The sequence below is a fragment of the Bacteroides sp. genome (genome assembly GCF_030151085.1).
Classification (GTDB): Bacteria; Bacteroidota; Bacteroidia; order Bacteroidales; family Bacteroidaceae; genus Bacteroides.
The window spans coordinates 31,362-55,765 of sequence record NZ_JASLER010000035.1 but is presented as its reverse complement, the minus strand read 5'-3'; the positions used below and the strand labels follow the sequence as shown (position 1 = coordinate 55,765).

37 protein-coding genes are annotated in these 24,404 nt (G+C 40.4%); 36 read left to right on the top strand and 1 reads right to left on the bottom strand.

Annotated elements, in window-relative coordinates:
- Window positions 1–40: 40 nt before the first annotated feature.
- The 33 genes from fusA (at window position 41) to Q1W14_RS06340 (ending at window position 18,286) form a co-directional block, all read left to right on the top strand.
- Window positions 41–2,158: an elongation factor G gene (gene fusA, locus Q1W14_RS06500; RefSeq protein ID WP_300700049.1), complete on the top strand. Its 2,118-nt coding sequence runs from the start codon at window positions 41–43 to the stop codon at window positions 2,156–2,158.
- 85 nt (window positions 2,159–2,243) lie between these two features.
- Window positions 2,244–2,549: a 30S ribosomal protein S10 gene (gene rpsJ / locus Q1W14_RS06495; protein ID WP_004291244.1), complete on the top strand. Its 306-nt coding sequence runs from the start codon at window positions 2,244–2,246 to the stop codon at window positions 2,547–2,549.
- A 19-nt stretch (window positions 2,550–2,568) separates the two neighbouring features.
- Window positions 2,569–3,186, top strand: coding sequence for a 50S ribosomal protein L3 (gene rplC / locus Q1W14_RS06490; RefSeq protein ID WP_300700047.1), 618 nt, complete (start codon window positions 2,569–2,571; stop codon window positions 3,184–3,186).
- Complete coding sequence (rplD, locus tag Q1W14_RS06485) at window positions 3,186–3,812, top strand: 50S ribosomal protein L4 (RefSeq protein WP_300700045.1); 627 nt, start codon at window positions 3,186–3,188, stop codon at window positions 3,810–3,812. The genes rplC and rplD overlap by 1 nt, the downstream gene beginning before the upstream one ends.
- A gap of 16 nt (window positions 3,813–3,828) precedes the next feature.
- Window positions 3,829–4,122, top strand: coding sequence for a 50S ribosomal protein L23 (gene rplW / locus Q1W14_RS06480; protein WP_300700043.1), 294 nt, complete (start codon window positions 3,829–3,831; stop codon window positions 4,120–4,122).
- Between the two features lie 5 nt (window positions 4,123–4,127).
- Entirely contained in the window at window positions 4,128–4,952 is an 825-nt protein-coding gene (gene rplB, locus Q1W14_RS06475) for a 50S ribosomal protein L2 (RefSeq protein WP_300700041.1), read from the top strand.
- Window positions 4,953–4,972: 20 nt separating this feature from the next.
- The gene (gene rpsS / locus Q1W14_RS06470) at window positions 4,973–5,242 is read left to right on the top strand and encodes a 30S ribosomal protein S19 (protein WP_300700040.1); all 270 of its coding nucleotides are present in this window, start codon (window positions 4,973–4,975) and stop codon (window positions 5,240–5,242) included.
- A 36-nt stretch (window positions 5,243–5,278) separates the two neighbouring features.
- On the top strand, window positions 5,279–5,689 hold the full coding sequence (gene rplV, locus Q1W14_RS06465; RefSeq protein WP_300700038.1) for a 50S ribosomal protein L22: 411 nt from the start codon (window positions 5,279–5,281) through the stop codon (window positions 5,687–5,689).
- Window positions 5,690–5,694: 5 nt separating this feature from the next.
- On the top strand, window positions 5,695–6,429 hold the full coding sequence (rpsC, locus tag Q1W14_RS06460) for a 30S ribosomal protein S3 (RefSeq protein ID WP_300700036.1): 735 nt from the start codon (window positions 5,695–5,697) through the stop codon (window positions 6,427–6,429).
- Between the two features lie 21 nt (window positions 6,430–6,450).
- The gene (gene rplP / locus Q1W14_RS06455) at window positions 6,451–6,885 is read left to right on the top strand and encodes a 50S ribosomal protein L16 (protein WP_004291234.1); all 435 of its coding nucleotides are present in this window, start codon (window positions 6,451–6,453) and stop codon (window positions 6,883–6,885) included.
- Window positions 6,886–6,890: 5 nt separating this feature from the next.
- Window positions 6,891–7,088 (top strand): 50S ribosomal protein L29, encoded by a 198-nt coding sequence (gene rpmC, locus Q1W14_RS06450; protein WP_300700034.1) that lies wholly within the window; start codon window positions 6,891–6,893, stop codon window positions 7,086–7,088.
- A complete protein-coding gene (gene rpsQ / locus Q1W14_RS06445) occupies window positions 7,085–7,354 on the top strand; it encodes a 30S ribosomal protein S17 (RefSeq protein ID WP_005825701.1) in 270 nt (89 codons plus the stop codon). The genes rpmC and rpsQ overlap by 4 nt, the downstream gene beginning before the upstream one ends.
- 2 nt (window positions 7,355–7,356) lie before the next feature.
- The gene (rplN, locus tag Q1W14_RS06440) at window positions 7,357–7,722 is read left to right on the top strand and encodes a 50S ribosomal protein L14 (RefSeq protein WP_300700032.1); all 366 of its coding nucleotides are present in this window, start codon (window positions 7,357–7,359) and stop codon (window positions 7,720–7,722) included.
- A 20-nt stretch (window positions 7,723–7,742) separates the two neighbouring features.
- Complete coding sequence (gene rplX / locus Q1W14_RS06435) at window positions 7,743–8,075, top strand: 50S ribosomal protein L24 (RefSeq protein WP_300700030.1); 333 nt, start codon at window positions 7,743–7,745, stop codon at window positions 8,073–8,075.
- Window positions 8,075–8,632: a 50S ribosomal protein L5 gene (gene rplE, locus Q1W14_RS06430; RefSeq protein ID WP_013546680.1), complete on the top strand. Its 558-nt coding sequence runs from the start codon at window positions 8,075–8,077 to the stop codon at window positions 8,630–8,632. The genes rplX and rplE overlap by 1 nt, the downstream gene beginning before the upstream one ends.
- A 4-nt stretch (window positions 8,633–8,636) precedes the next feature.
- Complete coding sequence (gene rpsN / locus Q1W14_RS06425; RefSeq protein WP_300700028.1) at window positions 8,637–8,936, top strand: 30S ribosomal protein S14; 300 nt, start codon at window positions 8,637–8,639, stop codon at window positions 8,934–8,936.
- Window positions 8,937–8,990: 54 nt separating this feature from the next.
- Window positions 8,991–9,386, top strand: a complete 396-nt coding sequence (gene rpsH / locus Q1W14_RS06420) for a 30S ribosomal protein S8 (protein ID WP_005656522.1) — start codon at window positions 8,991–8,993, stop codon at window positions 9,384–9,386.
- A gap of 15 nt (window positions 9,387–9,401) precedes the next feature.
- Window positions 9,402–9,971: a 50S ribosomal protein L6 gene (gene rplF, locus Q1W14_RS06415; protein ID WP_300700026.1), complete on the top strand. Its 570-nt coding sequence runs from the start codon at window positions 9,402–9,404 to the stop codon at window positions 9,969–9,971.
- 21 nt (window positions 9,972–9,992) lie between these two features.
- Window positions 9,993–10,337 (top strand): 50S ribosomal protein L18, encoded by a 345-nt coding sequence (gene rplR / locus Q1W14_RS06410; protein WP_300700024.1) that lies wholly within the window; start codon window positions 9,993–9,995, stop codon window positions 10,335–10,337.
- A gap of 5 nt (window positions 10,338–10,342) precedes the next feature.
- Window positions 10,343–10,861: a 30S ribosomal protein S5 gene (gene rpsE / locus Q1W14_RS06405; RefSeq protein ID WP_300700022.1), complete on the top strand. Its 519-nt coding sequence runs from the start codon at window positions 10,343–10,345 to the stop codon at window positions 10,859–10,861.
- 11 nt (window positions 10,862–10,872) lie between these two features.
- Window positions 10,873–11,049 (top strand): 50S ribosomal protein L30, encoded by a 177-nt coding sequence (rpmD, locus tag Q1W14_RS06400; RefSeq protein ID WP_300700020.1) that lies wholly within the window; start codon window positions 10,873–10,875, stop codon window positions 11,047–11,049.
- 30 nt (window positions 11,050–11,079) lie between these two features.
- Window positions 11,080–11,526, top strand: a complete 447-nt coding sequence (gene rplO, locus Q1W14_RS06395; protein WP_300700019.1) for a 50S ribosomal protein L15 — start codon at window positions 11,080–11,082, stop codon at window positions 11,524–11,526.
- A gap of 4 nt (window positions 11,527–11,530) precedes the next feature.
- Window positions 11,531–12,874, top strand: a complete 1,344-nt coding sequence (secY, locus tag Q1W14_RS06390; RefSeq protein WP_300700017.1) for a preprotein translocase subunit SecY — start codon at window positions 11,531–11,533, stop codon at window positions 12,872–12,874.
- 13 nt (window positions 12,875–12,887) lie between these two features.
- Complete coding sequence (gene map / locus Q1W14_RS06385) at window positions 12,888–13,688, top strand: type I methionyl aminopeptidase (protein WP_300700015.1); 801 nt, start codon at window positions 12,888–12,890, stop codon at window positions 13,686–13,688.
- A gap of 9 nt (window positions 13,689–13,697) precedes the next feature.
- Window positions 13,698–13,916, top strand: coding sequence for a translation initiation factor IF-1 (gene infA / locus Q1W14_RS06380; RefSeq protein WP_002558052.1), 219 nt, complete (start codon window positions 13,698–13,700; stop codon window positions 13,914–13,916).
- Window positions 13,917–13,925: 9 nt separating this feature from the next.
- Complete coding sequence (ykgO, locus tag Q1W14_RS06375; RefSeq protein ID WP_002558051.1) at window positions 13,926–14,042, top strand: type B 50S ribosomal protein L36; 117 nt, start codon at window positions 13,926–13,928, stop codon at window positions 14,040–14,042.
- A 34-nt stretch (window positions 14,043–14,076) separates the two neighbouring features.
- Window positions 14,077–14,457 carry a 30S ribosomal protein S13 gene (gene rpsM / locus Q1W14_RS06370; protein ID WP_004296328.1) on the top strand — a complete coding sequence of 127 codons (381 nt, stop codon included), beginning with the start codon at window positions 14,077–14,079 and terminating at the stop codon, window positions 14,455–14,457.
- A gap of 11 nt (window positions 14,458–14,468) precedes the next feature.
- On the top strand, window positions 14,469–14,858 hold the full coding sequence (rpsK, locus tag Q1W14_RS06365; RefSeq protein WP_004296327.1) for a 30S ribosomal protein S11: 390 nt from the start codon (window positions 14,469–14,471) through the stop codon (window positions 14,856–14,858).
- A 118-nt stretch (window positions 14,859–14,976) separates the two neighbouring features.
- Complete coding sequence (gene rpsD, locus Q1W14_RS06360; RefSeq protein ID WP_300700012.1) at window positions 14,977–15,582, top strand: 30S ribosomal protein S4; 606 nt, start codon at window positions 14,977–14,979, stop codon at window positions 15,580–15,582.
- An 11-nt stretch (window positions 15,583–15,593) separates the two neighbouring features.
- On the top strand, window positions 15,594–16,586 hold the full coding sequence (locus tag Q1W14_RS06355; protein WP_300700010.1) for a DNA-directed RNA polymerase subunit alpha: 993 nt from the start codon (window positions 15,594–15,596) through the stop codon (window positions 16,584–16,586).
- Window positions 16,587–16,589: 3 nt separating this feature from the next.
- Window positions 16,590–17,084, top strand: coding sequence for a 50S ribosomal protein L17 (gene rplQ, locus Q1W14_RS06350; protein ID WP_300700009.1), 495 nt, complete (start codon window positions 16,590–16,592; stop codon window positions 17,082–17,084).
- 138 nt (window positions 17,085–17,222) lie between these two features.
- A complete protein-coding gene (locus Q1W14_RS06345) occupies window positions 17,223–17,639 on the top strand; it encodes a hypothetical protein (RefSeq protein ID WP_300700007.1) in 417 nt (138 codons plus the stop codon).
- Between the two features lie 107 nt (window positions 17,640–17,746).
- Window positions 17,747–18,286 carry a hypothetical protein gene (locus Q1W14_RS06340; protein WP_300700006.1) on the top strand — a complete coding sequence of 180 codons (540 nt, stop codon included), beginning with the start codon at window positions 17,747–17,749 and terminating at the stop codon, window positions 18,284–18,286.
- A gap of 40 nt (window positions 18,287–18,326) precedes the next feature.
- On the opposite strand, the gene Q1W14_RS06335 is transcribed toward Q1W14_RS06340, so the two are convergent.
- Entirely contained in the window at window positions 18,327–20,138 is a 1,812-nt protein-coding gene (locus Q1W14_RS06335; RefSeq protein ID WP_300700004.1) for a MutS family DNA mismatch repair protein, read from the bottom strand.
- A 583-nt stretch (window positions 20,139–20,721) separates the two neighbouring features.
- Here Q1W14_RS06335 and Q1W14_RS06330 point away from each other — a divergent pair.
- The 3 genes from Q1W14_RS06330 (at window position 20,722) to ftcD (ending at window position 24,390) form a co-directional block, all read left to right on the top strand.
- A complete protein-coding gene (locus Q1W14_RS06330) occupies window positions 20,722–21,348 on the top strand; it encodes a DUF6563 family protein (protein ID WP_300700002.1) in 627 nt (208 codons plus the stop codon).
- Window positions 21,349–21,503: 155 nt separating this feature from the next.
- Window positions 21,504–23,480 (top strand): urocanate hydratase, encoded by a 1,977-nt coding sequence (locus tag Q1W14_RS06325; RefSeq protein ID WP_300700001.1) that lies wholly within the window; start codon window positions 21,504–21,506, stop codon window positions 23,478–23,480.
- Between the two features lie 13 nt (window positions 23,481–23,493).
- Complete coding sequence (gene ftcD / locus Q1W14_RS06320) at window positions 23,494–24,390, top strand: glutamate formimidoyltransferase (RefSeq protein WP_300699999.1); 897 nt, start codon at window positions 23,494–23,496, stop codon at window positions 24,388–24,390.
- Window positions 24,391–24,404 lie beyond the last annotated feature (14 nt).

Below are 24,404 nucleotides of genomic sequence, written 5' to 3'. Positions count from 1 at the left end.
CAATTATAGATTAAAAACTTAAAGTAAAAGGATATAGAAAATGGCAAATAATGATTTACGATTGACGCGCAATATTGGTATCATGGCTCACATTGATGCCGGAAAAACAACCACTTCTGAACGTATTTTGTTCTATACGGGTTTAACCCACAAAATTGGTGAGGTGCATGATGGTGCAGCTACAATGGACTGGATGGCGCAAGAGCAAGAACGTGGTATTACTATCACTTCTGCTGCTACTACTACTCGTTGGAAATACGCAGGCGAAACTTTCAAGATTAACCTGATTGATACTCCGGGACACGTTGACTTTACTGCTGAGGTAGAACGTTCATTGCGCATCTTGGACGGTGCTGTTGCTGCTTACTGTGCTGTAGGTGGTGTTGAACCGCAATCTGAAACCGTTTGGCGTCAGGCTGACAAATACAATGTACCGCGTATCGCATACGTTAATAAGATGGACCGTTCTGGTGCTGACTTCTTTGAAGTTGTTCGTCAGATGAAGACCGTTTTGGGTGCAAATCCGTGTCCTATCGTTGTTCCTATCGGTGCTGAGGAATCTTTCAAAGGTTTAGTAGACCTTATCAAAATGAAAGCTATCTACTGGCATGACGAAACAATGGGTGCTGACTATTCTGTAGAAGAAATTCCGGCTAATTTGGTTGAAGAAGCTAACGAATGGAGAGACAAGATGCTCGAAAAAGTAGCTGAATTTGACGATGCTTTGATGGAGAAATATTTCGATGATCCTTCTACTATTACAGAAGAAGAAGTATTGAGAGCTCTTCGCAATGCTACTGTGCAGATGGCTGTAGTTCCGATGTTGTGTGGCTCTTCATTTAAAAACAAAGGTGTACAAACTTTACTTGATTATGTTTGTGCATTCTTGCCTTCTCCACTTGATACTGAAAATGTAATTGGAACAAATCCTGATACAGGTGCTGAAGAAGATCGTAAGCCTAGTGAAGAAGCTAAGACTTCTGCCTTGGCATTTAAGATCGCTACTGACCCGTATGTAGGTCGTCTGACTTTCTTCCGCGTTTATTCAGGTAAGATTGAAGCTGGTTCTTATATTTATAACTCTCGTTCTGGAAAGAAAGAACGTGTTTCACGTTTGTTCCAGATGCACTCAAATAAGCAAAATCCAGTAGAAGTGATTGGTGCTGGTGATATCGGTGCAGGAGTTGGTTTTAAAGATATTCACACTGGTGATACTTTGTGTGACGAAAATGCTCCGATCGTATTGGAATCTATGGACTTCCCCGAACCAGTTATTGGTATCGCAGTTGAGCCTAAGACTCAGAAAGATATGGATAAATTGTCAAATGGTCTGGCTAAGTTGGCTGAAGAAGACCCGACATTTACCGTTAAGACTGATGAACAAACAGGTCAGACTGTTATCTCTGGTATGGGTGAACTTCACTTGGATATCATTATCGACCGTTTGAAACGTGAGTTTAAGGTTGAATGTAATCAAGGTAAACCTCAGGTTAACTACAAAGAAGCTATCACGAAGACCGTTAACTTGCGTGAAGTATACAAGAAACAGTCTGGTGGTCGTGGTAAGTTTGCTGATATTATTGTAAATATCGGTCCTGCTGACGAAGACTTTACTTTGGGGGGCTTGCAGTTTGTTGACGAAGTGAAGGGTGGTAATATTCCTAAGGAATTTGTTCCTTCTGTACAGAAAGGTTTTACAACTGCTATGAAGAATGGTGTGTTGGCAGGCTATCCATTGGATTCACTGAAAGTGACTCTGCTTGATGGTTCTTTCCACCCGGTTGACTCTGATCAGTTGTCATTTGAAATTTGTGCTATCCAAGCATATAAGAGTGCTTGTGCTAAAGCGGGTCCTGTATTGATGGAGCCTATAATGAAACTGGAAGTTGTAACTCCGGAAGAAAACATGGGTGATGTTATCGGTGACTTGAATAAGCGTCGTGGTCAGGTAGAAGGTATGGAATCTAGCCGTTCTGGTGCTCGTATCGTGAAGGCAATGGTGCCGCTGGCAGAAATGTTTGGTTATGTAACAGCATTACGTACTATTACATCTGGTCGTGCAACTTCTTCAATGGTATATTCTCATCACGCTCAAGTTTCAAACTCTATTGCTAAGGCAGTATTGGATGAAGTAAAGGGCCGTGCTGATTTACTTTAAATAAAATAAAGTCCGTAAGCTAGCGAATGACTCTTAGCTTACGGAACTTATTCTTTATATAACACTATTAATAATTAAAAAGACAATGAGTCAAAAAATTAGAATCAAACTGAAATCTTATGACCACAACTTGGTTGACAAGTCAGCTGAGAAGATTGTAAGAACGGTGAAGACAACGGGCGCCATCGTTAGCGGTCCAATTCCTCTTCCTACGCATAAGCGTATCTTTACCGTAAACCGTTCGACTTTCGTTAACAAGAAGTCACGTGAACAATTCGAACTCTCTTCTTATAAGAGATTGATCGACATCTATAGCTCAACAGCTAAGACAGTAGATGCTCTGATGAAGTTGGAGTTGCCGAGTGGTGTGGAAGTAGAAATCAAAGTGTAAGTATTAAAAATTAAGTGAAATGCCAGGATTATTAGGAAAAAAAATCGGAATGACATCCGTTTTCAGTGCCGAGGGTAAGAATGTACCATGCACTGTTATCGAAGCAGGTCCTTGTGTTGTTACTCAAGTGAAAACTGTGGAAAAGGACGGCTATGAAGCTGTTCAGTTGGGCTTTCAAGACAAAAAGGATAAGCATACAACTAAGCCTTTGATGGGCCACTTTAAAAAAGCTGGAGTAGCTCCCAAGAAACACTTGGCTGAGTTCAAAGAATTTGAGACAGAGTTGAATCTGGGTGACACTGTTACTGTAGAATTGTTCAATGACGCAGTTTTTGTTGACGTTGTTGGTACTTCTAAAGGTAAAGGCTTCCAAGGTGTTGTAAAACGCCATGGTTTCGGTGGTGTAGGTCAGGCTACTCATGGTCAGCACAACCGCGCTCGTAAGCCGGGTTCTATCGGTGCTTGTTCATACCCTGCAAAAGTATTCAAAGGAATGCGTATGGGTGGACAACTTGGTGGCGACAGAGTAACTGTTCAAAACCTGCAAGTATTAAAAGTAATCGCAGAGCATAATCTCCTTTTGATTAAGGGATCTGTTCCTGGTTGCAAAGGTTCAATCGTAATAATTGAGAAATAATGGAAGTTAACGTATATAACATTAAAGGTGAAGACACTGGGAGAAAGATTACGTTAAACGAGTCTATCTTCGGAATTGAGCCCAATGACCACGCTATCTACTTGGACGTTAAACAGTTTATGGCTAACCAGCGTCAGGGTACACACAAATCAAAAGAAAGAAGCGAAATCAGTGGTTCTACTCGTAAAATCGGTCGCCAAAAAGGTGGTGGTGGTGCACGTCGTGGTGACATGAACTCACCGGTACTCGTAGGTGGTGCACGTGTTTTCGGTCCTAAACCGAGAGATTACTACTTTAAATTAAACAAAAAAGTAAAAGCTTTGGCTCGTAAGTCAGCTTTGTCATATAAGGCTCAGAACAATGCAGTCGTTGTTGTAGAAGACTTCAATTTTGAAGCTCCGAAGACAAAAGATTTTGTTGCAATGACAAAAAACCTTAAAGTTTCTGACAAAAAGCTGCTTGTGATTTTACCAGAAGCAAATAAAAACGTATATTTGTCGGCTCGTAACGTGAAGGGTGCTAATGTGCAGACTGTCTCAGGGTTAAATACTTACAGAGTATTGGACGCTGGGGTTGTTGTGTTTGCTGAAAGTACGCTTTCTGCTATCGACAATATCTTAATGTAAAAAGGAGGCTTAAATAATGGGAATTATTATTAAACCGTTAGTGACAGAGAAAATGACTACAATTACTGATAAGTCGAACAATCGTTTTGGCTTTATTGTACGTCCTGAAGCTAATAAACTGGAAATTAAGAACGAAGTTGAAGCTCTTTACAACGTTACCGTAGTTGATGTAAATACAATCCGTTATGCTGGTAAAAACAAAAGCCGCTATACGAGAGCAGGTATTATCAACGGACGTACAAATGCTTATAAGAAAGCTATTGTTACGTTGAAAGATGGAGATACTATTGATTTTTATAGCAATATTTAAAAGAAATGGCAGTACGTAAATTTAAGCCCACAACACCGGGGCAAAGACATAAAATTATTGGTACTTTCGAGGAAATTACTGCACAAGTACCAGAAAAGTCTCTTGTATTTGGTAAGAAATCTTCAGGTGGCCGTAACAACGTAGGTAAAATGACCATGCGTTACATCGGTGGCGGTAGTAAGAAGATTATCCGTATAGTAGATTTCAAGAGAAATAAGGACGGTGTACCTGCAGTGGTGAAAACAATTGAATATGATCCGAATCGTTCGGCTCGTATAGCTCTGTTGTTTTATGCTGATGGAGAAAAAAGATATATTATTGCTCCCAATGGATTGCAAGTTGGTGCGACTTTGATGTCAGGTGAAACTGCTGCTCCGGAAATCGGAAATGCACTTCCACTTCAGAATATTCCGGTCGGTACTGTAATTCATAACATTGAATTACGTCCGGGTCAAGGCGCTGCTTTGGTTCGTTCGGCTGGTAACTTTGCTCAGTTGACTTCAAGAGAAGGTAAGTACTGCGTTATCAAGTTGCCTTCAGGTGAGGTTCGTCAGATCCTTAGTACTTGTAAGGCTACTATCGGTAGTGTAGGTAATTCAGATCATGGATTGGAAAGTTCAGGTAAAGCTGGACGCTCTCGTTGGCAAGGTCGTCGTCCTCGTGTTCGTGGTGTTGTTATGAACCCCGTTGATCACCCGATGGGTGGTGGTGAAGGACGAGCTTCAGGAGGACATCCAAGATCTCGTAAGGGATTGTATGCTAAGGGTCTTAAGACAAGGGCTCCTAAGAAACAATCGTCTAAGTATATTATTGAGAGAAGAAAGAAGTAATCTGATTAATTGAGTAAATTATGAGTCGTTCATTAAAAAAAGGTCCGTATATTAACGTTAAGCTTGAGAAAAGAGTGCTTGCTATGAATGAAGCAGGCAAGAAAGTTGTAGTTAAGACCTGGGCCAGAGCTTCAATGATTTCGCCTGATTTCGTAGGCCATACTGTTGCAGTTCACAATGGAAATAAATTTATTCCTGTTTATGTTACCGAAAATATGGTAGGACACAAGTTGGGTGAATTCGCTCCAACTCGTACTTTCAGAGGACACGCTGGTAACAAGAAAAAATAAAACAGGATTTATCTGAAATAATAAAGTAATAATATAATGGGAGCAAGAAAAAAAATATCGGCTGATAGAAGAAAAGAAGCCCTTAAGACCATGTATTTTGCGAAATTGCAAAATGTTCCTACTTCCCCCCGCAAGATGCGTCTCGTGGCTGACATGATTCGTGGGATGGAAGTGAACAGAGCCCTCGGCGTTTTGAAGTTCTCCTCTAAGGAGGCTGCCGCTAGAGTGGAAAAGTTGCTGCGCTCTGCAATTGCTAACTGGGAGCAGAAAAACGAACGTAAAGCTGAAAGTGGTGAATTGTTCGTAACCAAGATTTTTGTTGATGGTGGTGCTACACTCAAAAGAATGAGACCAGCTCCACAGGGTAGAGGTTACAGAATTCGTAAACGTTCGAACCACGTTACGTTGTTCGTTGGTTCTAAAAGTAATAACGAAGATCAAAATTAAGGTAAATGGGACAAAAAGTTAATCCAATAAGCAACCGTTTAGGAATTATCAGAGGATGGGATTCCAATTGGTATGGTGGCAAAAATTACGGTGATTCTTTGCTGGAAGATAGCAAGATTCGCAAATATTTGAACGCTCGTCTTGCAAAAGCCAGCGTATCAAGAATTGTAATTGAACGTACACTGAAACTCGTGACTATTACCGTTTGCACAGCACGTCCGGGTATCATTATCGGTAAAGGTGGCCAAGAAGTTGATAAGTTGAAGGAAGAGTTGAAGAAGGTCACTGATAAGGATATTCAGATCAATATCTTCGAAGTTAAAAGACCTGAGTTGGACGCTGTTATCGTGGCTAACAACATCGCTCGTCAGGTTGAAGGTAAAATTGCCTACCGTCGTGCCATCAAGATGGCTATTGCCAATACTATGCGTATGGGTGCGGAAGGTATCAAAATTCAGATTTCAGGACGTTTGAATGGCGCAGAAATGGCCCGTTCTGAAATGTATAAGGAAGGAAGAACTCCGTTGCACACTTTTAGAGCAGATATCGACTATTGTCATGCAGAAGCATTGACTAAGGTTGGTCTACTTGGTATTAAAGTTTGGATTTGTAGAGGTGAAGTTTATGGTAAGAAGGAGTTAGCTCCGAACTTTACTCAAAGCAAAGAAAGTGGTCGTGGAAGCAATAATAGCGGAAACAATGGCGGAAAGAACTTCAAAAGAAAGAAAAATAATCGCTAACGAATTTTATTTTTAGGAATTATGTTACAACCGAAAAAAACAAAATTCAGAAGACAACAAAAAGGCCGTCAAAAAGGTAATGCCCAAAGAGGAAACCAGCTGGCTTTCGGTTCTTTTGGTATTAAGGCTTTGGAGACGAAATGGATTACAGGCCGTCAGATTGAAGCTGCTCGTATTGCAGTAACAAGATATATGCAACGTCAAGGACAGATTTGGATTCGTATATTCCCGGATAAACCTATTACAAGAAAGCCTGCTGATGTACGTATGGGTAAGGGTAAAGGTGCTCCGGAAGGATTCGTCGCTCCTGTTACCCCAGGTAGAATTATTATCGAAGCTGAAGGAGTATCTTATGAAATCGCCAAAGAAGCTTTGCGCTTAGCTGCACAAAAGCTTCCTATCACAACTAAGTTTGTGGTTAGACGTGATTATGATATTCAAAATCAAAATGCGTAAGGAGTATGAAAATAGCAGAAATTAAAGAGATGCCTACCAATGACTTGGTAGAAAGAGTAGAGGCAGAAGTAGTTAATTACAACCAAATGGTTTTAAATCATTCTATTTCTCCTTTGGATAATCCTGCTCAGATCAAACAATTACGCAGGACTATTGCGCGTATGAAGACTGAATTGCGCGAAAGAGAACTTAACAATAAATGATGAGCTTGATGGAAGCAAGAAATTTAAGAAAAGAAAGAACTGGGGTTGTGCTGAGCAATAAGATGGATAAGACCATTACAGTAGCAGCTAAGTTTAAGGAAAAACACCCCATATATGGTAAGTTCGTTAGTAAGACGAAAAAATACCATGCTCATGATGAAAAGAATGAGTGCAATATCGGTGATACTGTACACATCATGGAAACTCGTCCTTTGAGCAAGACTAAGAGATGGAGATTGGTAGAAATAATTGAAAGAGCTAAGTAATTATGATACAAGTAGAATCCAGAATTACAGTATGTGATAACAGTGGAGCAAAAGAAGCTCTCTGTATTCGCGTTTTGGGCGGTACGGGTCGTCGTTATGCTTCAGTGGGGGACGTGATTGTTGTTTCAGTAAAGAGCGTCATCCCTTCAAGTGATATTAAAAAAGGTGCAGTGTCTAAAGCTTTGATCGTACGTACTAAGAAAGAAATCCGTCGTGCTGATGGTTCTTATATACGTTTTGATGATAATGCTTGCGTGTTGTTGAACAATGCAGGTGAAATTAGAGGTAGTCGTATTTTCGGTCCGGTAGCTCGTGAACTTCGTGCTACTAACATGAAAGTTGTGTCACTCGCTCCTGAAGTACTTTAATTTTGTAAAAGATTTAAGTAATGAGTAAATTACATATTAAAAAAGGCGATACAGTTTACGTAAATTCTGGTGAAGACAAGGGTAAGACTGGTCGCGTATTGAAGGTTCTTGTAAAAGAAGGACGTGCAATTGTTGAAGGTATCAATATGGTATCTAAGAGCACTAAACCGAGTGCAAAGAACCCGCAAGGTGGTATTGTGAAGCAAGAAGCTTCTATCCATTTGTCTAACCTGAATCCGGTTGATCCGAAAACTGGTAAGGCAACGCGTGTTGGTAGAAAAGAGAGTACTGATTCCAATGGGAAGAAGACTTTAGTGCGTTATTCTAAAAAATCAGGAGAGGAGATTAAGTAATGAGTAATACTGCTAGCCTTAAGAAAGAATATGCAGAGCGTATTGCGCCTGCATTGAAATCACAGTTCCAGTATTCTTCTTCTATGCAGATACCCGTACTTAAGAAGATTGTTATCAATCAGGGTTTAGGTATGGCCGTTGCTGATAAGAAGATTATCGAAGTGGCAATTAATGAAATGACTGCAATCACTGGTCAAAAAGCTGTTGCAACCATTTCTCGTAAAGATATCGCTAACTTTAAGTTGCGTAAAAAAATGCCGATTGGTGTTATGGTAACTTTGCGTCGTGAGAGAATGTATGAATTCCTTGAGAAGTTGGTTCGCGTTGCTCTGCCTCGTATTCGTGACTTCAAGGGTATCGAAAGTAAGTTTGATGGTAAGGGTAACTATACCCTTGGTATTCAGGAACAAATCATTTTCCCTGAAATTAATATCGATAGTATTACTAGAATTCTCGGAATGAATATTACCTTTGTAACCTCTGCGCAAACAGATGAGGAAGGTTATGCCTTGTTGAAAGAATTCGGTTTACCGTTTAAAAACGCTAAAAAAGATTGATAATATGGCAAAGGAATCAATGAAAGCACGTGAAATAAGACGTGCTAAATTAGTAGCCAGATACGCCGAGAAAAGAGCTGCATTAAAAGAAATCGTTAGAACAGGTGAACCTGCTGACGCTTTTGAAGCTGCTCAGAAATTGCAGGACCTGCCTAAGAATTCTAATCCGATTCGTATGCACAATCGCTGCAAATTGACTGGTCGTCCTAAAGGATATATCCGTCAATTCGGTGTTTCTAGAATACAATTCCGTGAAATGGCTTCTAACGGCCTTATCCCGGGTGTAAAGAAAGCAAGCTGGTAATTATTGTTTTTAAATATTGTCAGGGAAGTCCTGATTAATTTAATTTATTTTTATATGACTGATCCAATAGCAGATTATTTGACGAGGTTGCGGAACGCTATTCAAGCAAAACACAGAGTAGTGGAAGTTCCGGCTTCAAATTTGAAAAAAGAAATCACTAAGATTCTTTTTGAAAAGGGCTACATTCTTAATTATAAGTTTGTAGAAGATGGTCCCCAAGGTACAATCAAGGTTGCCTTGAAGTATGATCCGGTTAACAAGGTTAACGCAATTAAGAAACTGGAAAGAATTTCTTCTCCGGGTTTGCGTCAGTACACCGGTTATAAAGAAATGCCGCGAGTTATTAATGGTTTGGGTATTGCTATAATATCTACTTCCAAGGGTGTAATGACCAACAAAGAAGCCGCTGAATTGAAGATTGGTGGTGAAGTATTGTGTTATGTATATTAATAGGAGGAAATAGCAATGTCAAGAATAGGAAAATTACCCATTAGTATTCCTGCTGGAGTAACAGTTACTCTGAAGGATGATGTGGTTACCGTTAAGGGACCAAAAGGCGAAATGAGCCAATATATAAATCCTGCTATCAATGTTGCCATCGAAGAAGGTCATGTCGTTCTAACAGAGAATGAAGGTGCAATGCTGGATGATCCGAAGCAAAAACATGCATTCCACGGATTGTATCGTTCTTTGGTTCACAACATGGTTGTTGGTGTATCAGAAGGATACAAGAAAGAGTTGGAGCTTGTCGGTGTAGGTTACCGTGCTTCTAATCAGGGCAATATTATTGAACTGGCTTTAGGTTATACTCATAATATCTTTATACAGTTACCTCCTGAAGTGAAGGTTGAAACTAAGTCTGAAAGAAATAAGAATCCTCTTATTATTTTGGAATCATGTGACAAACAATTGCTTGGTCAAGTTTGCTCTAAAATACGTTCTTTCCGTAAGCCTGAACCGTATAAGGGTAAGGGTATTAAGTTTGTTGGCGAAGTAATTCGTAGAAAGTCTGGTAAATCAGCCGGTGCTAAATAATCATTTTAAATTGATATTATTATGACAACAAAAATAGAAAGACGAATTAAGATCAAATATAGAGTACGCAACAAAATTTCAGGTTCTACTGAATGCCCGCGTATGAGTGTATTTAGAAGTAATAAGCAAATCTATGTTCAGATTATCGACGATTTGTCTGGTAAGACATTAGCTGCTGCTTCTTCTTTAGGTATAACTGAAAAAGTTGCCAAGAAGGAACAAGCTGCCAAGGTAGGTGAACTGATTGCGAAAAAAGCTCAGGAAGCAGGTATAACTACTGTTGTTTTCGACCGTAATGGTTACTTGTATCATGGGAGAGTAAAAGAAGTGGCTGATGCAGCTCGTAACGGTGGACTTAAATTTTAATCATTATGGCAGGACTTAATAATAGAGTTAAGATTACAAACGATATAGAACTGAAAGACAGATTGGTTGCTATTAATCGTGTAACCAAAGTAACCAAAGGTGGTAGAACTTTTAGTTTCTCTGCTATTGTGGTAGTAGGTAACGAAGAGGGTATCATTGGTTGGGGTCTTGGTAAGGCAGGTGAAGTAACTGCTGCGATAGCTAAAGGCGTTGAATCAGCAAAGAAGAACCTGACAAAGGTACCTGTACTGAAAGGTACAGTTCCCCATGAACAATCTGCTAAGTTTGGTGGTGCTGAAGTATTCATTAAACCGGCTTCTCACGGTACTGGTGTTGTTGCAGGTGGTGCAATGCGTGCAGTATTGGAAAGTGTTGGTGTAACAGACGTTTTGGCAAAGTCAAAAGGTTCTTCTAACCCACACAACTTGGTGAAAGCAACAATTTTGGCATTAAGCGAAATGCGTGATGCTCGTATGGTTGCTCAGAACAGAGGAATTAGTATGGACAAAGTATTTAGAGGATAAGGAGGAAGAATATGTCAACTGTAAAGATTAAACAAACTAAAAGTAGAATTGGTGCTCCGGCAGATCAGAAAAGAACTCTCGATGCACTGGGACTTCATAAGTTGAATCGTGTGGTTGAGCACGAATGCACTCCTTCAATTCTTGGAATGGTAAATAAAGTTAAGCACTTGGTTACCATTGTTAAGTAATTATTTGTTGAATATTAAACGAATTACAATATGAACTTAAGTAATTTAAAACCTGCAGAGGGAGCTACTAAAACAAGAAAGAGAATCGGCCGTGGTACGGGTTCTGGCTTGGGAGGTACTTCTACTAGAGGTCATAAAGGAGCTAAATCAAGATCTGGATACTCTAAGAAAATCGGTTTTGAAGGTGGTCAGATGCCTCTTCAACGTCGTGTTCCTAAGTTTGGCTTTAAAAATATCAATCGTGTAGAGTATAAAGCTATCAACTTGGATACAATTCAGAAACTGGCTGAAGCTAAGAATTTGCAGACTGTAGGTGTGAATGATTTCATTGCTGCCGGATTTATTTCTGCAAGCCAGTTGGTAAAAGTATTAGGTAACGGAACTTTGACTGCTAAGTTGGATGTACAAGCACACGCATTCTCTAAGACTGCTGTTGCTGCCATCGAAGCTGCTGGTGGACAAGTAGTAAAACTCTAATTCAATGAGAAAAGCTATTGAAACATTAAAGAATATATGGAAAATTGAGGATCTGAGACAACGGATCCTCATTACCATATTGTTTGTGGCAATTTACCGTTTTGGTTCGTATGTCGTGTTGCCGGGTATCAATCCGACAATGTTGGCACAATTGCATCAACAAACAAGTGAAGGTCTTTTAGCCTTGTTAAACATGTTTTCCGGAGGAGCATTTTCTAATGCATCTATTTTTGCATTGGGTATCATGCCTTACATCTCTGCCTCCATTGTGATTCAGCTTTTAGGAATTGCGGTTCCGTATTTCCAGAAGTTGCAGCGCGAAGGCGAGAGTGGTAGAAGAAAAATGAATCAATACACTCGTTATTTGACGATTCTTATTCTTTTGGTTCAGGCTCCTTCTTATTTGCTCAATCTTAAGATGCAGGCTGGTCCTTCTTTAAATGCTTCATTAGATTGGACTCTGTTTATGTTTACTTCTACCATCATTTTGGCGGCAGGAAGTATGTTTATTTTGTGGCTTGGTGAGAGGATTACAGATAAAGGAATTGGTAACGGTATCTCGCTGATTATTATGATCGGTATCATTGCTCGTTTGCCGCAGTCTTTGTTTCAGGAATTAATTTCCCGTATGACAGATAAGACTGGTGGTTTGGTAATGTTCCTGATTGAACTTGTAGTTTTACTGGCAGTTATAGCCTTTGCCATTCTTTTGGTTCAAGGTACCAGAAAAATTCCTGTTCAATATGCAAAGAAGATCGTGGGTAATAAGCAATACGGTGGTGCCAGACAGTATATCCCTTTGAAAGTGAATGCAGCTAATGTGATGCCTATCATTTTTGCTCAGGCAATCATGTTTATTCCTATCACTCTCGTAGGTTTTTCAAATGTAAATGACGCGAGCGGTTTTGTACGTGCATTAACTGATCATACAAGCTTTTGGTATAATTTGATTTTTGCGGTATTGATTATATTATTTACGTATTTCTATACTGCAATAACCATCAATCCAACTCAGATGGCTGAAGATATGAAGAGAAATAACGGCTTTATTCCGGGTATCAAACCAGGAAAGCAAACAGCTGAGTACATTGACGTGATTATGTCACGCATTACTTTGCCTGGTTCTTTCTTCTTGGCTTTGGTTGCTATTATGCCTGCATTTGCTGGTATATTCGGTGTGAAAGCTGAATTTGCTCAATTCTTTGGTGGTACATCTTTGTTGATTCTTGTAGGTGTAGTTCTTGATACTCTCCAGCAGGTTGAAAGTCATTTGTTGATGAGACATTATGACGGTTTGCTGAAATCTGGACGTATTAAAGGACGTAGTGGCACTGTAGCTGCATATTAATCTTTTTTGAAGAATGATATTTCTTAAAACAGAAGATGAAATAGAGCTGCTCCGCAAGAGTAATTTGCTTGTTGGAAGAACGTTAGCTGAAATAGCTAAAGTTATTAAGCCCGGAGTAACTACAAAAGAGCTGGATAAGGTTGCGGAAGAGTTTATTAGAGATAATGGAGCTGTTCCAACATTTAAAGGTTTTCCAAATCAATATGGTGATCCATTTCCAGCTTCTATCTGTACATCTGTTAACGAACAGGTCGTACATGGAATTCCGGGAGAAAATGTAGTACTGAAAGAAGGTGATATTGTTTCTGTTGATTGTGGTACTTACATGAATGGCTTTTGTGGTGATTCAGCTTATACGTTTAGTGTAGGTGAAGTTGATGAAGAAGTTCGCAAATTACTCAAGGTTACAAAAGAAGCATTATATATAGGAATTCAGAATGCCGTTCAAGGCAAGCGGTTGGGAGATATCGGTTACGCGATACAACAACACTGCGAGTCTAATTCTTATGGTGTAGTGCGAGAATTTGTTGGTCACGGTATTGGTAAAGAGATGCATGAAGATCCTCAGGTTCCTAATTACGGTAAACGTGGTTACGGTACGATGTTAAAGAAAGGATTATGCATAGCTATCGAACCAATGATTACCTTTGGAGACCGACAGATCGTAATGGAGCAAGATGGCTGGACAGTCAGAACCAGAGACCGCAAGTGTGCCGCTCATTTTGAGCATACAATAGCAGTCGGAATGGGAGAAGCTGATATATTATCATCTTTCAAATTCATTGAAGAAGTATTAGGAGATAAAGCAATTTAAAAAAATAATATGGCTAAGCAATCTGCAATAGAACAAGATGGAGTTATAGTTGAAGCATTGTCTAATGCAATGTTTCGTGTTGAATTAGAAAACGGACATGAGATTACTGCACATATTTCCGGTAAGATGAGGATGCATTACATCAAAATCCTGCCCGGTGATAAAGTAAGAGTCGAAATGTCTCCTTACGATTTATCGAAAGGAAGAATTGTATTTAGATATAAATAAAATTAAGATATGAAAGTAAGAGCATCCTTAAAGAAACGTACGCCAGAGTGTAAGATCGTTAGACGTAATGGCCGTTTGTATGTTATTAACAAGAAAAATCCTAAGTATAAACAACGTCAAGGATAATATTATTATTTTTGCAAAAAAAATAATTTAGTATATGGCTATAAGAATAGTTGGTGTCGATTTGCCTCAAAACAAGAGAGGTGAAATTGCGTTGACCTATGTATATGGTATAGGTCGTAGTAGTTCAGCAAAGATTTTGGATAAAGCAGGTGTTGACAAAGACCTGAAAGTGAAAGACTGGACGGATGATCAGGCTGCCAAGATTCGTGAGATCATTGGTGCAGAGTATAAAGTTGAAGGTGATCTTCGCTCTGAAATTCAATTGAACATTAAGCGTTTGATGGATATCGGTTGTTACCGTGGTGTACGTCACCGTATCGGTCTTCCTGTTAGAGGTCAGAGCACAAAGAATAATGCTCGTACTCGTAAGGGTAGAAAGAAAACCGTTGCTAATAAGAAAAAAGCTACTAAATAATAATTGTTGATATGGCAAAAAAAACAGTTGCAGCAAAGAAGAGAAATGTAAAGGTAGATGCTAATGGACAGTTGCATGTTCATTCATCTTTCAACAACATTATTGTTTCTCTGGCAAATAGTGAAGGTCAGATCATTTCTTGGTCTTCAGCCGGAAAGATGGGATTTAGAGGTTCTAAGAAGAACACTCCTTATGCAGCACAGATGGCTGCCCAGGATTGTGCTAAAATTGCATTCGATCTTGGCCTGAGAAAGGTAAAAGCATATGTGAAGGGTCCGGGTAACGGTCGTGAGTCTGCTATCAGAACTATCCATGGTGCAGGTATTGAAGTTACTGAAATCATTGACGTAACTCCACTTCCACATAATGGTTGTCGTCCTCCGAAAAGACGTAGAGTTTAAGATTTACCTTTAATAAAAATGATACTTGATTTTGTTTTTGGATTGTGTTAATTCTTCTCTGCAATCGCGGCTGCAACAAATTAAGTTCATGAATAAACAATTAAATATTTAAAAAGAAATGGCTAGATATACTGGACCAAAATCAAGAATAGCCCGTAAATTCGGTGAAGGTATCTTTGGAGCTGATAAAGTATTGTCAAAGAAGAACTATCCTCCCGGACAACATGGTAATTCAAGAAAGAGAAAGACTTCTGAATATGGTGTTCAACTTCGTGAGAAACAGAAAGCCAAATACACCTATGGAGTTTTGGAAAAACAATTCCGTAACTTGTTTGAGAAGGCAGCTACTGCAAAAGGTATTACCGGTGAGGTATTGCTTCAATTGCTTGAAGGTCGTCTTGACAACATCGTATTCCGTTTGGGTATTGCTCCTACTCGTGCAGCTGCTCGTCAGTTGGTGAGTCACAAGCATATAACAGTGGATGGTGAAGTAGTAAATGTTCCTTCTTACGCTGTAAAACCAGGTCAAGTGATTGGTGTTCGCGAAAGATCCAAATCTTTGGAAGTTGTTGCTAACTCATTGGCAGGTTTCAACCACAGCAAGTATCCTTGGTTGGAATGGGATGATAACTCTAAATTAGGTAAGCTATTGCATATACCTGAAAGAGCAGACATTCCTGAAAACATTAAAGAACATTTGATCGTAGAATTGTATTCTAAATAATAATTAATTTCATGGCGATATTAGCATTTCAAAAACCTGATAAAGTATTAATGTTGGAAGCGGATTCAAGATTCGGTAAATTCGAATTTCGTCCGTTGGAGCCCGGTTTTGGTATTACTGTAGGTAATGCACTGCGCCGCATCCTGCTTTCTTCATTGGAAGGTTTTGCTATCACTACTATTAAGATAGATGGTGTTGAGCACGAATTTTCCAGTGTCCAGGGAGTTAAAGAGGATGTTACTAACATTATCTTGAATCTGAAACAGGTGAGATTCAAGCAAGTAGTTGAAGAATTCGAGAGCGAAAAAGTAAGTATTACAATCGAGAATTCAAGTGAATTTAAAGCAGGTGACATAGGTAAGTATCTGACTGGATTTGAAGTGTTAAATCCTGAATTAGTTATTTGTCATTTAGATTCAAAGGCTACAATGCAGTTAGATATTACAATTAACAAGGGTCGTGGTTATGTTCCTGCTGACGAAAACCGCGAATTTTGTACTGATGTTAATGTAATTCCTATTGATTCTATTTATACACCGATACGTAATGTGAAGTATCTGGTAGAAAACTTCCGTGTAGAACAGAAGACTGACTACGAAAAGCTGATACTTGAGATTAGTACCGACGGTTCTATACATCCGAAAGAGGCTCTGAAAGAAGCTGCAAAAATTCTGATTTATCACTTCATGCTCTTTTCTGACGAAAAGATTACGTTAGAGAGCAACGATGTTGACGGCAATGAAGAGTTTGATGAAGAAGTATTGCACATGCGTCAGTTGCTGAAGACTAAGCTCGTTGATATGGATCTTTCTGTTCGTGCCCTCAACTGTTTGAAGGCAGCAGATGTAGAGACACTTGGCGACTTGGTTCAATTCAACAAGACGGATTTGCTGAAATTCAGAAACTTCGGAAAGAAATCGCTTACCGAGCTTGATGATTTGCTGGAAAGTCTGAATCTGTCGTTTGGAACCGATATTTCTAAATACAAATTAGATAAAGAATAAAAAATGAGACATAATAAGAAATTCAACCATTTGGGTCGTACTGCCTCTCATAGAAGCGCTATGCTGTCTAATATGGCGTGTTCTTTGATTAAGCACAAAAGAATCACTACGACTGTTGCAAAGGCTAAAGCATTGAAGAAATTCGTTGAGCCTTTGATAACTAAAGCTAAAGATGATACGACTAATTCTCGTCGTGTAGTATTTAGCAATTTGCAAGACAAGTTTGCTGTTACTGAACTGTTCAAAGAAATCTCTGTGAAGATTGCTGATCGTCCGGGTGGTTATACTCGTATTATCAAGACTGGTAACCGTTTGGGTGACAACGCAGAAATGTGCTTCATTGAACTCGTTGACTACAACGAAAACATGGCTAAGGACAAAGTTGCTAAGAAAGCTACTCGTACCCGTCGTTCAAAGAAGAACGCTGCTGAAACTGCTCCTGAAGCTGCTGCACCGGTTGCAGAAGCACCAGCTGCTGAAGAAGCAAAAGCTGAATAATTCAACTATTCTTTTTATATATAGAAAGCCGTCCCAGATATTGGGGCGGCTTTTTTTGTCATTAATCCTTGAACAAACATTAAAAGATATTGGATTTAAACAATTACATTAAAGAAACTGTTATATTTGCAGATAGATATGGCAAAATACTTAAGATTCATAGGATTTCTGGTACTTGCATTGGCTTTATGGCAAACAGCGAGTGGTACATTTATCGATAAAACGGTAGGTGAAGGAAGGAGTATGGATACAAAGAGTATTGTTATGTTTCATCAGCAAGAGGAAGCATGCATTGCAGTGCCTCAGTTACCATATTTGCCTGAAGCCGAACTGGCTGGAGGAATTGGGCAATCACAACTGTTGAATTTCCTGCGTGTGCAACGGTCTTTTGCTATAGAATATGTTTTCTCCTTAAAAGATTGGGTGGATATGTTAGCGCAGCGAGATGCCGTTTTATCCCTTCATCGAGAGAAATTATATGATACTTCTGCTTATTATCGATGTCATCCCGTGTGTGAATACTATATATTCACATTAAGGCGGATTCTAATTTAGTGTTTTATTGAATTTAGTTTTATTCCTGTGCGGCATACAATATAGTGCATGCAGAGGAGAGATTGTGTTTTTTCTTTTCAAATAAATTCTTTAAAACAATTATAATTATGGCAACTCAAACTATTGATGCAACTTTGTTTGCGTCGACACATCCCGATATTACAAAGCGTACCAGTGTTTCAGGACTTATCCTTTCAGTAATCATGCTGCTGGTAGGTGTTCTTGTTTTTGCATCAGTCTTCGAAATGAATGATAAATCTTCTTCTATTAGCATGATGTTAATGGTGGTAGGTACGGCACTAGTTCTATTCGGTATTTTCCGCCTGTTCTGGAGATCGAAAGAGATTGTATACCTGCCTACAGGAAGTATCACAAAGGAACACAGCATCTTCTTCGATTTGAAGTATTTGGGTAGACTGACTGATATGCTTGAACATAAGCAACTGAGTGGTGAAACTGAAATTAAAAGCGATACCAGCGGAAATGTTCGTATGGATGTAATGGTATCACAAGATAATAAGTTTGCAGCAATACAGCTGTTCCAATTTGTGCCTTATACATATACCCCTGTGACTTCTGTTTGTTACTTTACGGGGAATGAGGCGGCTGCGATCACAGCTTTCTTGCTAAAGTGTAAAACGGCATAACCTGTTATAGGGAAAATTAGACTTGACTATAGATAGGGGATCAGTCGGCAACGGCGATCCCCATTTTTTTCATCAGGAAACAAGCATTCATATTCTGTGCGATTCCGGGGCGCATACGGTATGAGAAGGTGAGTTCGTTGTTTGTAATATCCGCTTCGAAACAATAATTGCGAATATTTTCGGGGAACAATTCGATGAGAGTACCTAACAACAGGTCATGGGTGGCAATGATACCATTAGCTTGTAACGTCATGAATTGTTTGATAAGGGCGAAAGACCCTTTCTGCTTATCCATAGAATTGGTTCCTTTGAGTATTTCATCGAGAATGATGAAAAGCTCTTCTCCGGCTTGAAGCTTATCGATGATAAGTTTCAGGCGTTTGAGCTCGGCGAAGAAATAAGATTCATTATCGTTTAAAGAATCTGATGTACGCAGGCTGGTGATGAGCTGTGCGGGGTATAGTTCCATTTGGGTGGCACAAGCGGGAGCACCGATGCAGGCAAGCAGATAATTGATACCTACTGTACGAAGATACGTACTTTTACCTGCCATATTGGCACCGGTAATGATGATAAAGAATGGACGTTTCTCCATATCAAGGTCGTTGTGTACGCAGCGGTCACGTTGCATCAACGGGTGTCCCATGCTTTGGGCACAAAGGTGGAATGAGTGCGGACATATGGAAGGATAGATATAGTTCGGATGATTATAGGCAAAAGTAGCCAGTGAATTGAGGGCGTCAATGTCTCCAATAGCAGTAAGCCAATGGGGTAATTCGGCGGCATATTGTTCTTTCCAGGCTTCGATACGCATAATCTGCCATAACTCCCAGAAAAAAGAACCATTGAGAACGGTGTACATAAAATAATTATTGCGCTGATCTAATTCATTCATGAGTTTGTCCAGACGTTGAATGGAATAAGATGCTTTCCGTTTTTCCCCTCCGATTTCCTCCTTGATACTTTTAAGTAACGTACTTTTCATCTGCTGTTCATCCATGAGATGAAGTAATTTGGCGTATGTTCCAAGTATTTGTAGCTTTTTGCCGTAGACTGCTTGTACTTTACTTATTCTTTTGGTAAAGCTGAAGCTTGCGATGAGGAAACACATCCAGATGAAGCCTCCTATGTTTGCCGACAAGAATCCTGCTATTACAAGGGCGATACATACGATATTGGTTCCTGCTACCAACATCGGTAGAATACGAAGAAACTTATTTGTCCGGAAGACGCTTGGACTGACTGCCCAGGCTTTCAGTTCCGCTTCGTCTGCTGTTTTTCCTTTATGCAGCAAACCTAGGATGCGAAAACGTTGGCGAAACTCCAGTTCGGGAGCTAATTCGTGTATGGCTTCCTGGCGTTCTGTAATTTTCTCCTTGTTTGTAAGGTGCTGGTCCAACCAATGTGCTAATCGGTTTTTCCCTAGCTGCGTACAGGTGCGGTTGATGTATTGAAATAGAGAATGTGAGCCGAATACATCCAAATCGAAAGTATAAAGATGCGACGGATCTATGAATTCTTCCCCGTCATCGAAAGTGGAAGTGTCATAATTCAGTGCAGAAAGTTCCTGCTGGTTCACTTCTATCATTTTTTCCAGATAGTCTTTCTGATAGAATAAACGGTTGTGGTATTTAATAAGAAGAATAAATGGTAGTAAGGTGACGAGCGCAATTCCACCCAATACAAGCCAGCTTTCCGACCAAAAATAAATGATGCCTGCAACTCCGGTAACGAAAAGCAGCAGGCGCAAAGTGCCGATACGATAGATTTGTTGTTGTACTTTGCTTAGTTTTTGCTGAGACTCCCTAACGATATTGCTGTAAGTAGTCTCTATTTCTTTGATGGGTTTCATAGGCTATACACGTAAAATATTTCCCAAAGATACACCTTTTATAAGATTTTCCAATGCGATAAGGCTTTATGATGATAGCCATTCTCTCATAGATTTTATTTTTCAAAATCATCTATCATGCTATCACGCTATGCTGCCTATCCGTTTATTTATTAGTGTATTAAGGCGTGATAGATAGGTGTGATAGATCAACTTTCCTGTAATCATCTATCACGCATGCATATCTCTGGACAAAAGACACTTTCGTATTTGCATAACTATTTTGCTTACTTTATTGGTTCTCAGTATGAAACTATTAGTTTTGACTATATAAACCAAAAGTTTCAACAGTCTAAACTAAAAGTTTCAACGGTCTAAACCTTTAGTTTCAACAAGCAAAACCTCAAGTTCCAACAAGCAAAACAAGCAGTTTCAATAAGTTGAAACTATCATAGATGACACTCCGTCAGAAATGCACAAGAAGTGCCCGTGCAAAGAATAGCAGAATGAGAAATGATTTTTTTCCTTATATGTTTGCTTGAAAGCGATAAAAAATGTAACTTTCGCTCTGGAAAATAAAGTTTCAGAAAGAAAGAGGTGGAGTATGAAAAGATGGTGGTTATTAGGTATTTGTGCATTGCTGGCTGCGCTTCCATGTGCGGCTCAACAAGTGCTATACTCCAATTTGAAAGAACTGGTGAGTAATGTTGGCGATACGGTTACAACGCTAAGAGTGGAGAAGCGTACTAAAAACCAAATACTTTTGATGGGTGGCGGTGATTATCGCGTAGAAGCTAAAGATAATCCGGGACTTTGCAAGTATTTGAAATCCCGTTGTTATGCAGTAAGAATAGACACATCGTTGTATGTCAACTGTAAGAAGATGCGCTATAAGCGCTATCGTTTCGGCGGTTGGTATGCTCCTGCTATGTGGTTGAATAAGAAAATTTATTTCTGTGCGCAACCGGTCGGGCAAGCCGCAGCCAGTACTACAGCACCAGCCGATGCAACGAAATTGGGTGGTGAAGTTGGTGATGCCATTGCTGCATCAGGCTTGATTAATGCGCGCGTATTTTATGAACTGGACCCCGAGACTGGTAAATCGGTCTTCGTAGGAAAAGATAAGATGATGGAATTGCTGAAGAATCGGCCCGCCTTGCAATCAGCCCTTTCTCAAGAAACGAGTGAGTCTGCAAAAGTCATCGGAAAGTATCTAAAGCAACTTAAATAAGAGTTTCTTTTGCCAATCTATCAAGTGGTATTTAGGAAATTGACGTTATGATAAATAATCCCGGTATTCTATTGTGAATATCGGGATTTATTTTTATATTGCGGCAGATATATAGTTGTATCTGCTGACAATTTGTAACCAACTATCCAATTGCTATGGAGATAACCTTAAGTAAAACCATCCCCCCGTTCCCTGCATTTGTTGAAGGCATCCGGCGGGCACCCGACCGTGGCTATACACTTACCCCGGCGCAGACTGCCACGGCGTTGAAAAACGCATTGCGTTATATCCCTAAAGAGTTGCACGAAACACTCGCTCCCGAATTTATGGAAGAACTTCGTACCCGTGGACGAATTTACGGTTACCGTTATCGTCCGCAGGGTGATTTGAAAGCAAAGCCGATTGATGAATATAAGGGTAATTGTATTGAAGGCAAAGCCTTCCAAGTGATGATTGACAATAACCTTTGTTTCGATATTGCCCTCTATCCCTACGAATTGGTTACCTACGGTGAGACGGGGCAAGTGTGCCAAAACTGGATGCAGTATCGGCTTATCAAACAATATTTGGAAGTGTTGACTCGGGAACAAACCTTGGTTATCGAGAGCGGGCATCCCTTGGGACTGTTTAAATCGAAACCCGAAGCACCTCGTGTTATTATCACCAATGCCCTCATGGTAGGACTCTATGATAATCAGAAAGATTGGCATACTGCCATGCAAATGGGTGTAGCCAACTATGGTCAAATGACCGCCGGTGGCTGGATGTATATCGGGCCTCAGGGTATTGTGCACGGTACATTCAATACCTTGTTGAATGCAGGAAGACTGAAATTAGGTATCCCACAGGGTGGCGATTTGCGTGGTCATCTGTTTGTCTCCTCCGGTTTGGGAGGTATGAGCGGTGCACAACCCAAAGCTGCTGAAATGTCGGGAGCCGCCGCTATCATTGCCGAAGTAGATGCGTCCCGTATCGAAACCCGTCATAGCCAAGGATGGGTGGGGCATGCCACAGACTCTATTTCAGAAGCTTTCGCATGGGCACAAGATGCCATGAACAAGCGGGAGCCTATTTCCATTGCCTATCACGGAAATGTTGTAGACCTGTTGGAATATGCTGTACAGAAACATTTAAAGATAGATTTACTTTCCGATCAAACTTCTTGCCATGCCACGTACGAAGGTGGTTATTGTCCTGTGGGGCTGACTTTTGAAGAACGTACCCGTATGCTTCACGAAAATCCCTTAGAGTTTCGTCGCTATGTCGATGTTTCTTTAGAACGCCATTTCAAGGCTATCGAAATATTGGTGAACCGTGGAACCTATTTCTTCGATTATGGCAATTCCTTTATGAAAGCTGTTTTCGATGCCGGTGTCAGCGAGATTGCACGGGACGGTGACGATAAGAATGGTTTTATATTTCCCAGTTATGTAGAAGATATTATGGGGCCAGAGCTTTTTGATTACGGATACGGTCCATTTCGTTGGGTATGCCTGAGCGGGAAGCATGAAGATCTTGTCAAAACAGACCGTGCCGCTATGGAATGCATTGATCCTACACGTCGCGGACAAGATATGGATAACTATAACTGGATTCGCGATGCAGAAAAGAATAATCTTGTAGTCGGCACTCAGGCACGCATACTTTACCAGGATGCCGAAGGACGTATGAATATTGCTCTTCGTTTCAATGAGATGGTGCGCAAAGGTGAAGTCGGTCCTATCATGTTGGGGCGCGATCACCATGATGTTAGCGGCACGGACTCTCCATTCCGCGAAACTTCGAATATAAAAGATGGCAGTAATGTGATGGCGGATATGGCTGTACAATGTTTTGCCGGTAATTGCGCCCGGGGGATGAGCTTGGTGGCTTTGCACAATGGAGGTGGCGTAGGTATTGGTAAAGCCATAAACGGCGGTTTCGGTATGGTGTGCGATGGCTCCGAAAGAGTTGATGAGATATTGCGTTCCGCCATGTTGTGGGATGTGATGGGAGGTGTGGCACGTCGTTCGTGGGCACGGAATCCGCATGCGATGGAGACAAGTGAAGAATTTAACCATACTCATGCCAATGGATACCATATTACGTTGCCATACGTAGCGGATGATGAATTGATTGATAAGTATATATAATAAATGAAGAATTATGAATAGAATTATTGAGTGCGTTCCTAACTTCAGCGAGGGACGTGACCTGCAAAAGATAGACGAGATAGTAGCTCCTTTCCGTGCCCGTCAAGGCGTGAAATTGCTCGATTATAGTAACGATGAAGACCACAATCGTTTGGTGGTTACTGTTGTGGGCGAGCCCGAACCGCTTCGCGAAGCAGTGCTCGAAGCTATTGGCGTAGCAGTCCGCCTTATTGACCTCAATGTCCATAAGGGGCAGCATCCACGTATGGGAGCAGTGGATGTAGTGCCTTTTATTCCTATCAAGAATGTAACGATGGAAGAAGCGATTGCTCTTTCTAAAGAGGTAGCCGGGGAAGTGGCAAAACGTTATAATCTCCCCGTCTTCTTGTATGAGAAATCTGCTTCCGCATCGTATCGCGAAAACCTTGCAGCCATCCGCAAGGGCGAATTCGAAGGAATGGGAGAAAAGATAAAACAACCGGAATGGCACCCCGATTTCGGTCCCGCCGAGAAGCATCCTACTGCTGGTACGGTAGCCATCGGTGCCCGTATGCCTTTGGTAGCTTATAATGTCAACCTCAGCACTCCTAATCTGGAAATAGCTCACGATATAGCCAAGAAGATCCGTTTCATCGGTGGCGGTTTGCGTTATTGCAAAGCTATGGGTGTGGAACTGAAAGACCGGGGCATTACCCAAGTCTCCATTAATATGACGGACTTTACACATACAGCCCTTTACCGTGCTTTCGAATTGGTTCGCATTGAAGCTCGCCGTAACGGAGTGAGCATTGTGGGGAGTGAAATCATCGGACTTGTACCTATGGAAGCGCTGATTGATACTGCATCCTATTACTTGGGCTTGGAAAACTTTTCTATGCAGCAAGTGTTGGAAGCAAGAATTATGGAGTAGTTATAATTAGAAAT

What these genes read in the sequence shown, in the direction of transcription:
- rplW (WP_300700043.1), top strand. Translation starts at nt 3,829, where the DNA reads ATGGGAATTATTATTAAACCGTTAGTGACAGAGAAAATGACTACAATT.
- rpmD (WP_300700020.1), top strand. Translation starts at nt 10,873, where the DNA reads ATGTCAACTGTAAAGATTAAACAAACTAAAAGTAGAATTGGTGCTCCG.
- rpsH (WP_005656522.1), top strand. Translation starts at nt 8,991, where the DNA reads ATGACTGATCCAATAGCAGATTATTTGACGAGGTTGCGGAACGCTATT.
- fusA (WP_300700049.1), top strand. Translation starts at nt 41, where the DNA reads ATGGCAAATAATGATTTACGATTGACGCGCAATATTGGTATCATGGCT.
- rplV (WP_300700038.1), top strand. Translation starts at nt 5,279, where the DNA reads ATGGGAGCAAGAAAAAAAATATCGGCTGATAGAAGAAAAGAAGCCCTT.
- secY (WP_300700017.1), top strand. Translation starts at nt 11,531, where the DNA reads ATGAGAAAAGCTATTGAAACATTAAAGAATATATGGAAAATTGAGGAT.
- rplX (WP_300700030.1), top strand. Translation starts at nt 7,743, where the DNA reads ATGAGTAAATTACATATTAAAAAAGGCGATACAGTTTACGTAAATTCT.
- ykgO (WP_002558051.1), top strand. Translation starts at nt 13,926, where the DNA reads ATGAAAGTAAGAGCATCCTTAAAGAAACGTACGCCAGAGTGTAAGATC.
- Q1W14_RS06325 (WP_300700001.1), top strand. Translation starts at nt 21,504, where the DNA reads ATGGAGATAACCTTAAGTAAAACCATCCCCCCGTTCCCTGCATTTGTT.
- rplF (WP_300700026.1), top strand. Translation starts at nt 9,402, where the DNA reads ATGTCAAGAATAGGAAAATTACCCATTAGTATTCCTGCTGGAGTAACA.
- rplD (WP_300700045.1), top strand. Translation starts at nt 3,186, where the DNA reads ATGGAAGTTAACGTATATAACATTAAAGGTGAAGACACTGGGAGAAAG.
- rplN (WP_300700032.1), top strand. Translation starts at nt 7,357, where the DNA reads ATGATACAAGTAGAATCCAGAATTACAGTATGTGATAACAGTGGAGCA.
- rpsE (WP_300700022.1), top strand. Translation starts at nt 10,343, where the DNA reads ATGGCAGGACTTAATAATAGAGTTAAGATTACAAACGATATAGAACTG.
- Q1W14_RS06355 (WP_300700010.1), top strand. Translation starts at nt 15,594, where the DNA reads ATGGCGATATTAGCATTTCAAAAACCTGATAAAGTATTAATGTTGGAA.
- rpsD (WP_300700012.1), top strand. Translation starts at nt 14,977, where the DNA reads ATGGCTAGATATACTGGACCAAAATCAAGAATAGCCCGTAAATTCGGT.
- map (WP_300700015.1), top strand. Translation starts at nt 12,888, where the DNA reads ATGATATTTCTTAAAACAGAAGATGAAATAGAGCTGCTCCGCAAGAGT.
- infA (WP_002558052.1), top strand. Translation starts at nt 13,698, where the DNA reads ATGGCTAAGCAATCTGCAATAGAACAAGATGGAGTTATAGTTGAAGCA.
- ftcD (WP_300699999.1), top strand. Translation starts at nt 23,494, where the DNA reads ATGAATAGAATTATTGAGTGCGTTCCTAACTTCAGCGAGGGACGTGAC.
- rpsC (WP_300700036.1), top strand. Translation starts at nt 5,695, where the DNA reads ATGGGACAAAAAGTTAATCCAATAAGCAACCGTTTAGGAATTATCAGA.
- Q1W14_RS06330 (WP_300700002.1), top strand. Translation starts at nt 20,722, where the DNA reads ATGAAAAGATGGTGGTTATTAGGTATTTGTGCATTGCTGGCTGCGCTT.
- rpsK (WP_004296327.1), top strand. Translation starts at nt 14,469, where the DNA reads ATGGCAAAAAAAACAGTTGCAGCAAAGAAGAGAAATGTAAAGGTAGAT.
- rplC (WP_300700047.1), top strand. Translation starts at nt 2,569, where the DNA reads ATGCCAGGATTATTAGGAAAAAAAATCGGAATGACATCCGTTTTCAGT.
- rplR (WP_300700024.1), top strand. Translation starts at nt 9,993, where the DNA reads ATGACAACAAAAATAGAAAGACGAATTAAGATCAAATATAGAGTACGC.
- rplQ (WP_300700009.1), top strand. Translation starts at nt 16,590, where the DNA reads ATGAGACATAATAAGAAATTCAACCATTTGGGTCGTACTGCCTCTCAT.
- Q1W14_RS06345 (WP_300700007.1), top strand. Translation starts at nt 17,223, where the DNA reads ATGGCAAAATACTTAAGATTCATAGGATTTCTGGTACTTGCATTGGCT.
- rplE (WP_013546680.1), top strand. Translation starts at nt 8,075, where the DNA reads ATGAGTAATACTGCTAGCCTTAAGAAAGAATATGCAGAGCGTATTGCG.
- rpsN (WP_300700028.1), top strand. Translation starts at nt 8,637, where the DNA reads ATGGCAAAGGAATCAATGAAAGCACGTGAAATAAGACGTGCTAAATTA.
- Q1W14_RS06335 (WP_300700004.1), bottom strand. Translation starts at nt 20,138, where the DNA reads ATGAAACCCATCAAAGAAATAGAGACTACTTACAGCAATATCGTTAGG.
- rpsJ (WP_004291244.1), top strand. Translation starts at nt 2,244, where the DNA reads ATGAGTCAAAAAATTAGAATCAAACTGAAATCTTATGACCACAACTTG.
- rplB (WP_300700041.1), top strand. Translation starts at nt 4,128, where the DNA reads ATGGCAGTACGTAAATTTAAGCCCACAACACCGGGGCAAAGACATAAA.
- rpsQ (WP_005825701.1), top strand. Translation starts at nt 7,085, where the DNA reads ATGATGAGCTTGATGGAAGCAAGAAATTTAAGAAAAGAAAGAACTGGG.
- rplO (WP_300700019.1), top strand. Translation starts at nt 11,080, where the DNA reads ATGAACTTAAGTAATTTAAAACCTGCAGAGGGAGCTACTAAAACAAGA.
- Q1W14_RS06340 (WP_300700006.1), top strand. Translation starts at nt 17,747, where the DNA reads ATGGCAACTCAAACTATTGATGCAACTTTGTTTGCGTCGACACATCCC.
- rpsM (WP_004296328.1), top strand. Translation starts at nt 14,077, where the DNA reads ATGGCTATAAGAATAGTTGGTGTCGATTTGCCTCAAAACAAGAGAGGT.
- rplP (WP_004291234.1), top strand. Translation starts at nt 6,451, where the DNA reads ATGTTACAACCGAAAAAAACAAAATTCAGAAGACAACAAAAAGGCCGT.
- rpsS (WP_300700040.1), top strand. Translation starts at nt 4,973, where the DNA reads ATGAGTCGTTCATTAAAAAAAGGTCCGTATATTAACGTTAAGCTTGAG.
- rpmC (WP_300700034.1), top strand. Translation starts at nt 6,891, where the DNA reads ATGAAAATAGCAGAAATTAAAGAGATGCCTACCAATGACTTGGTAGAA.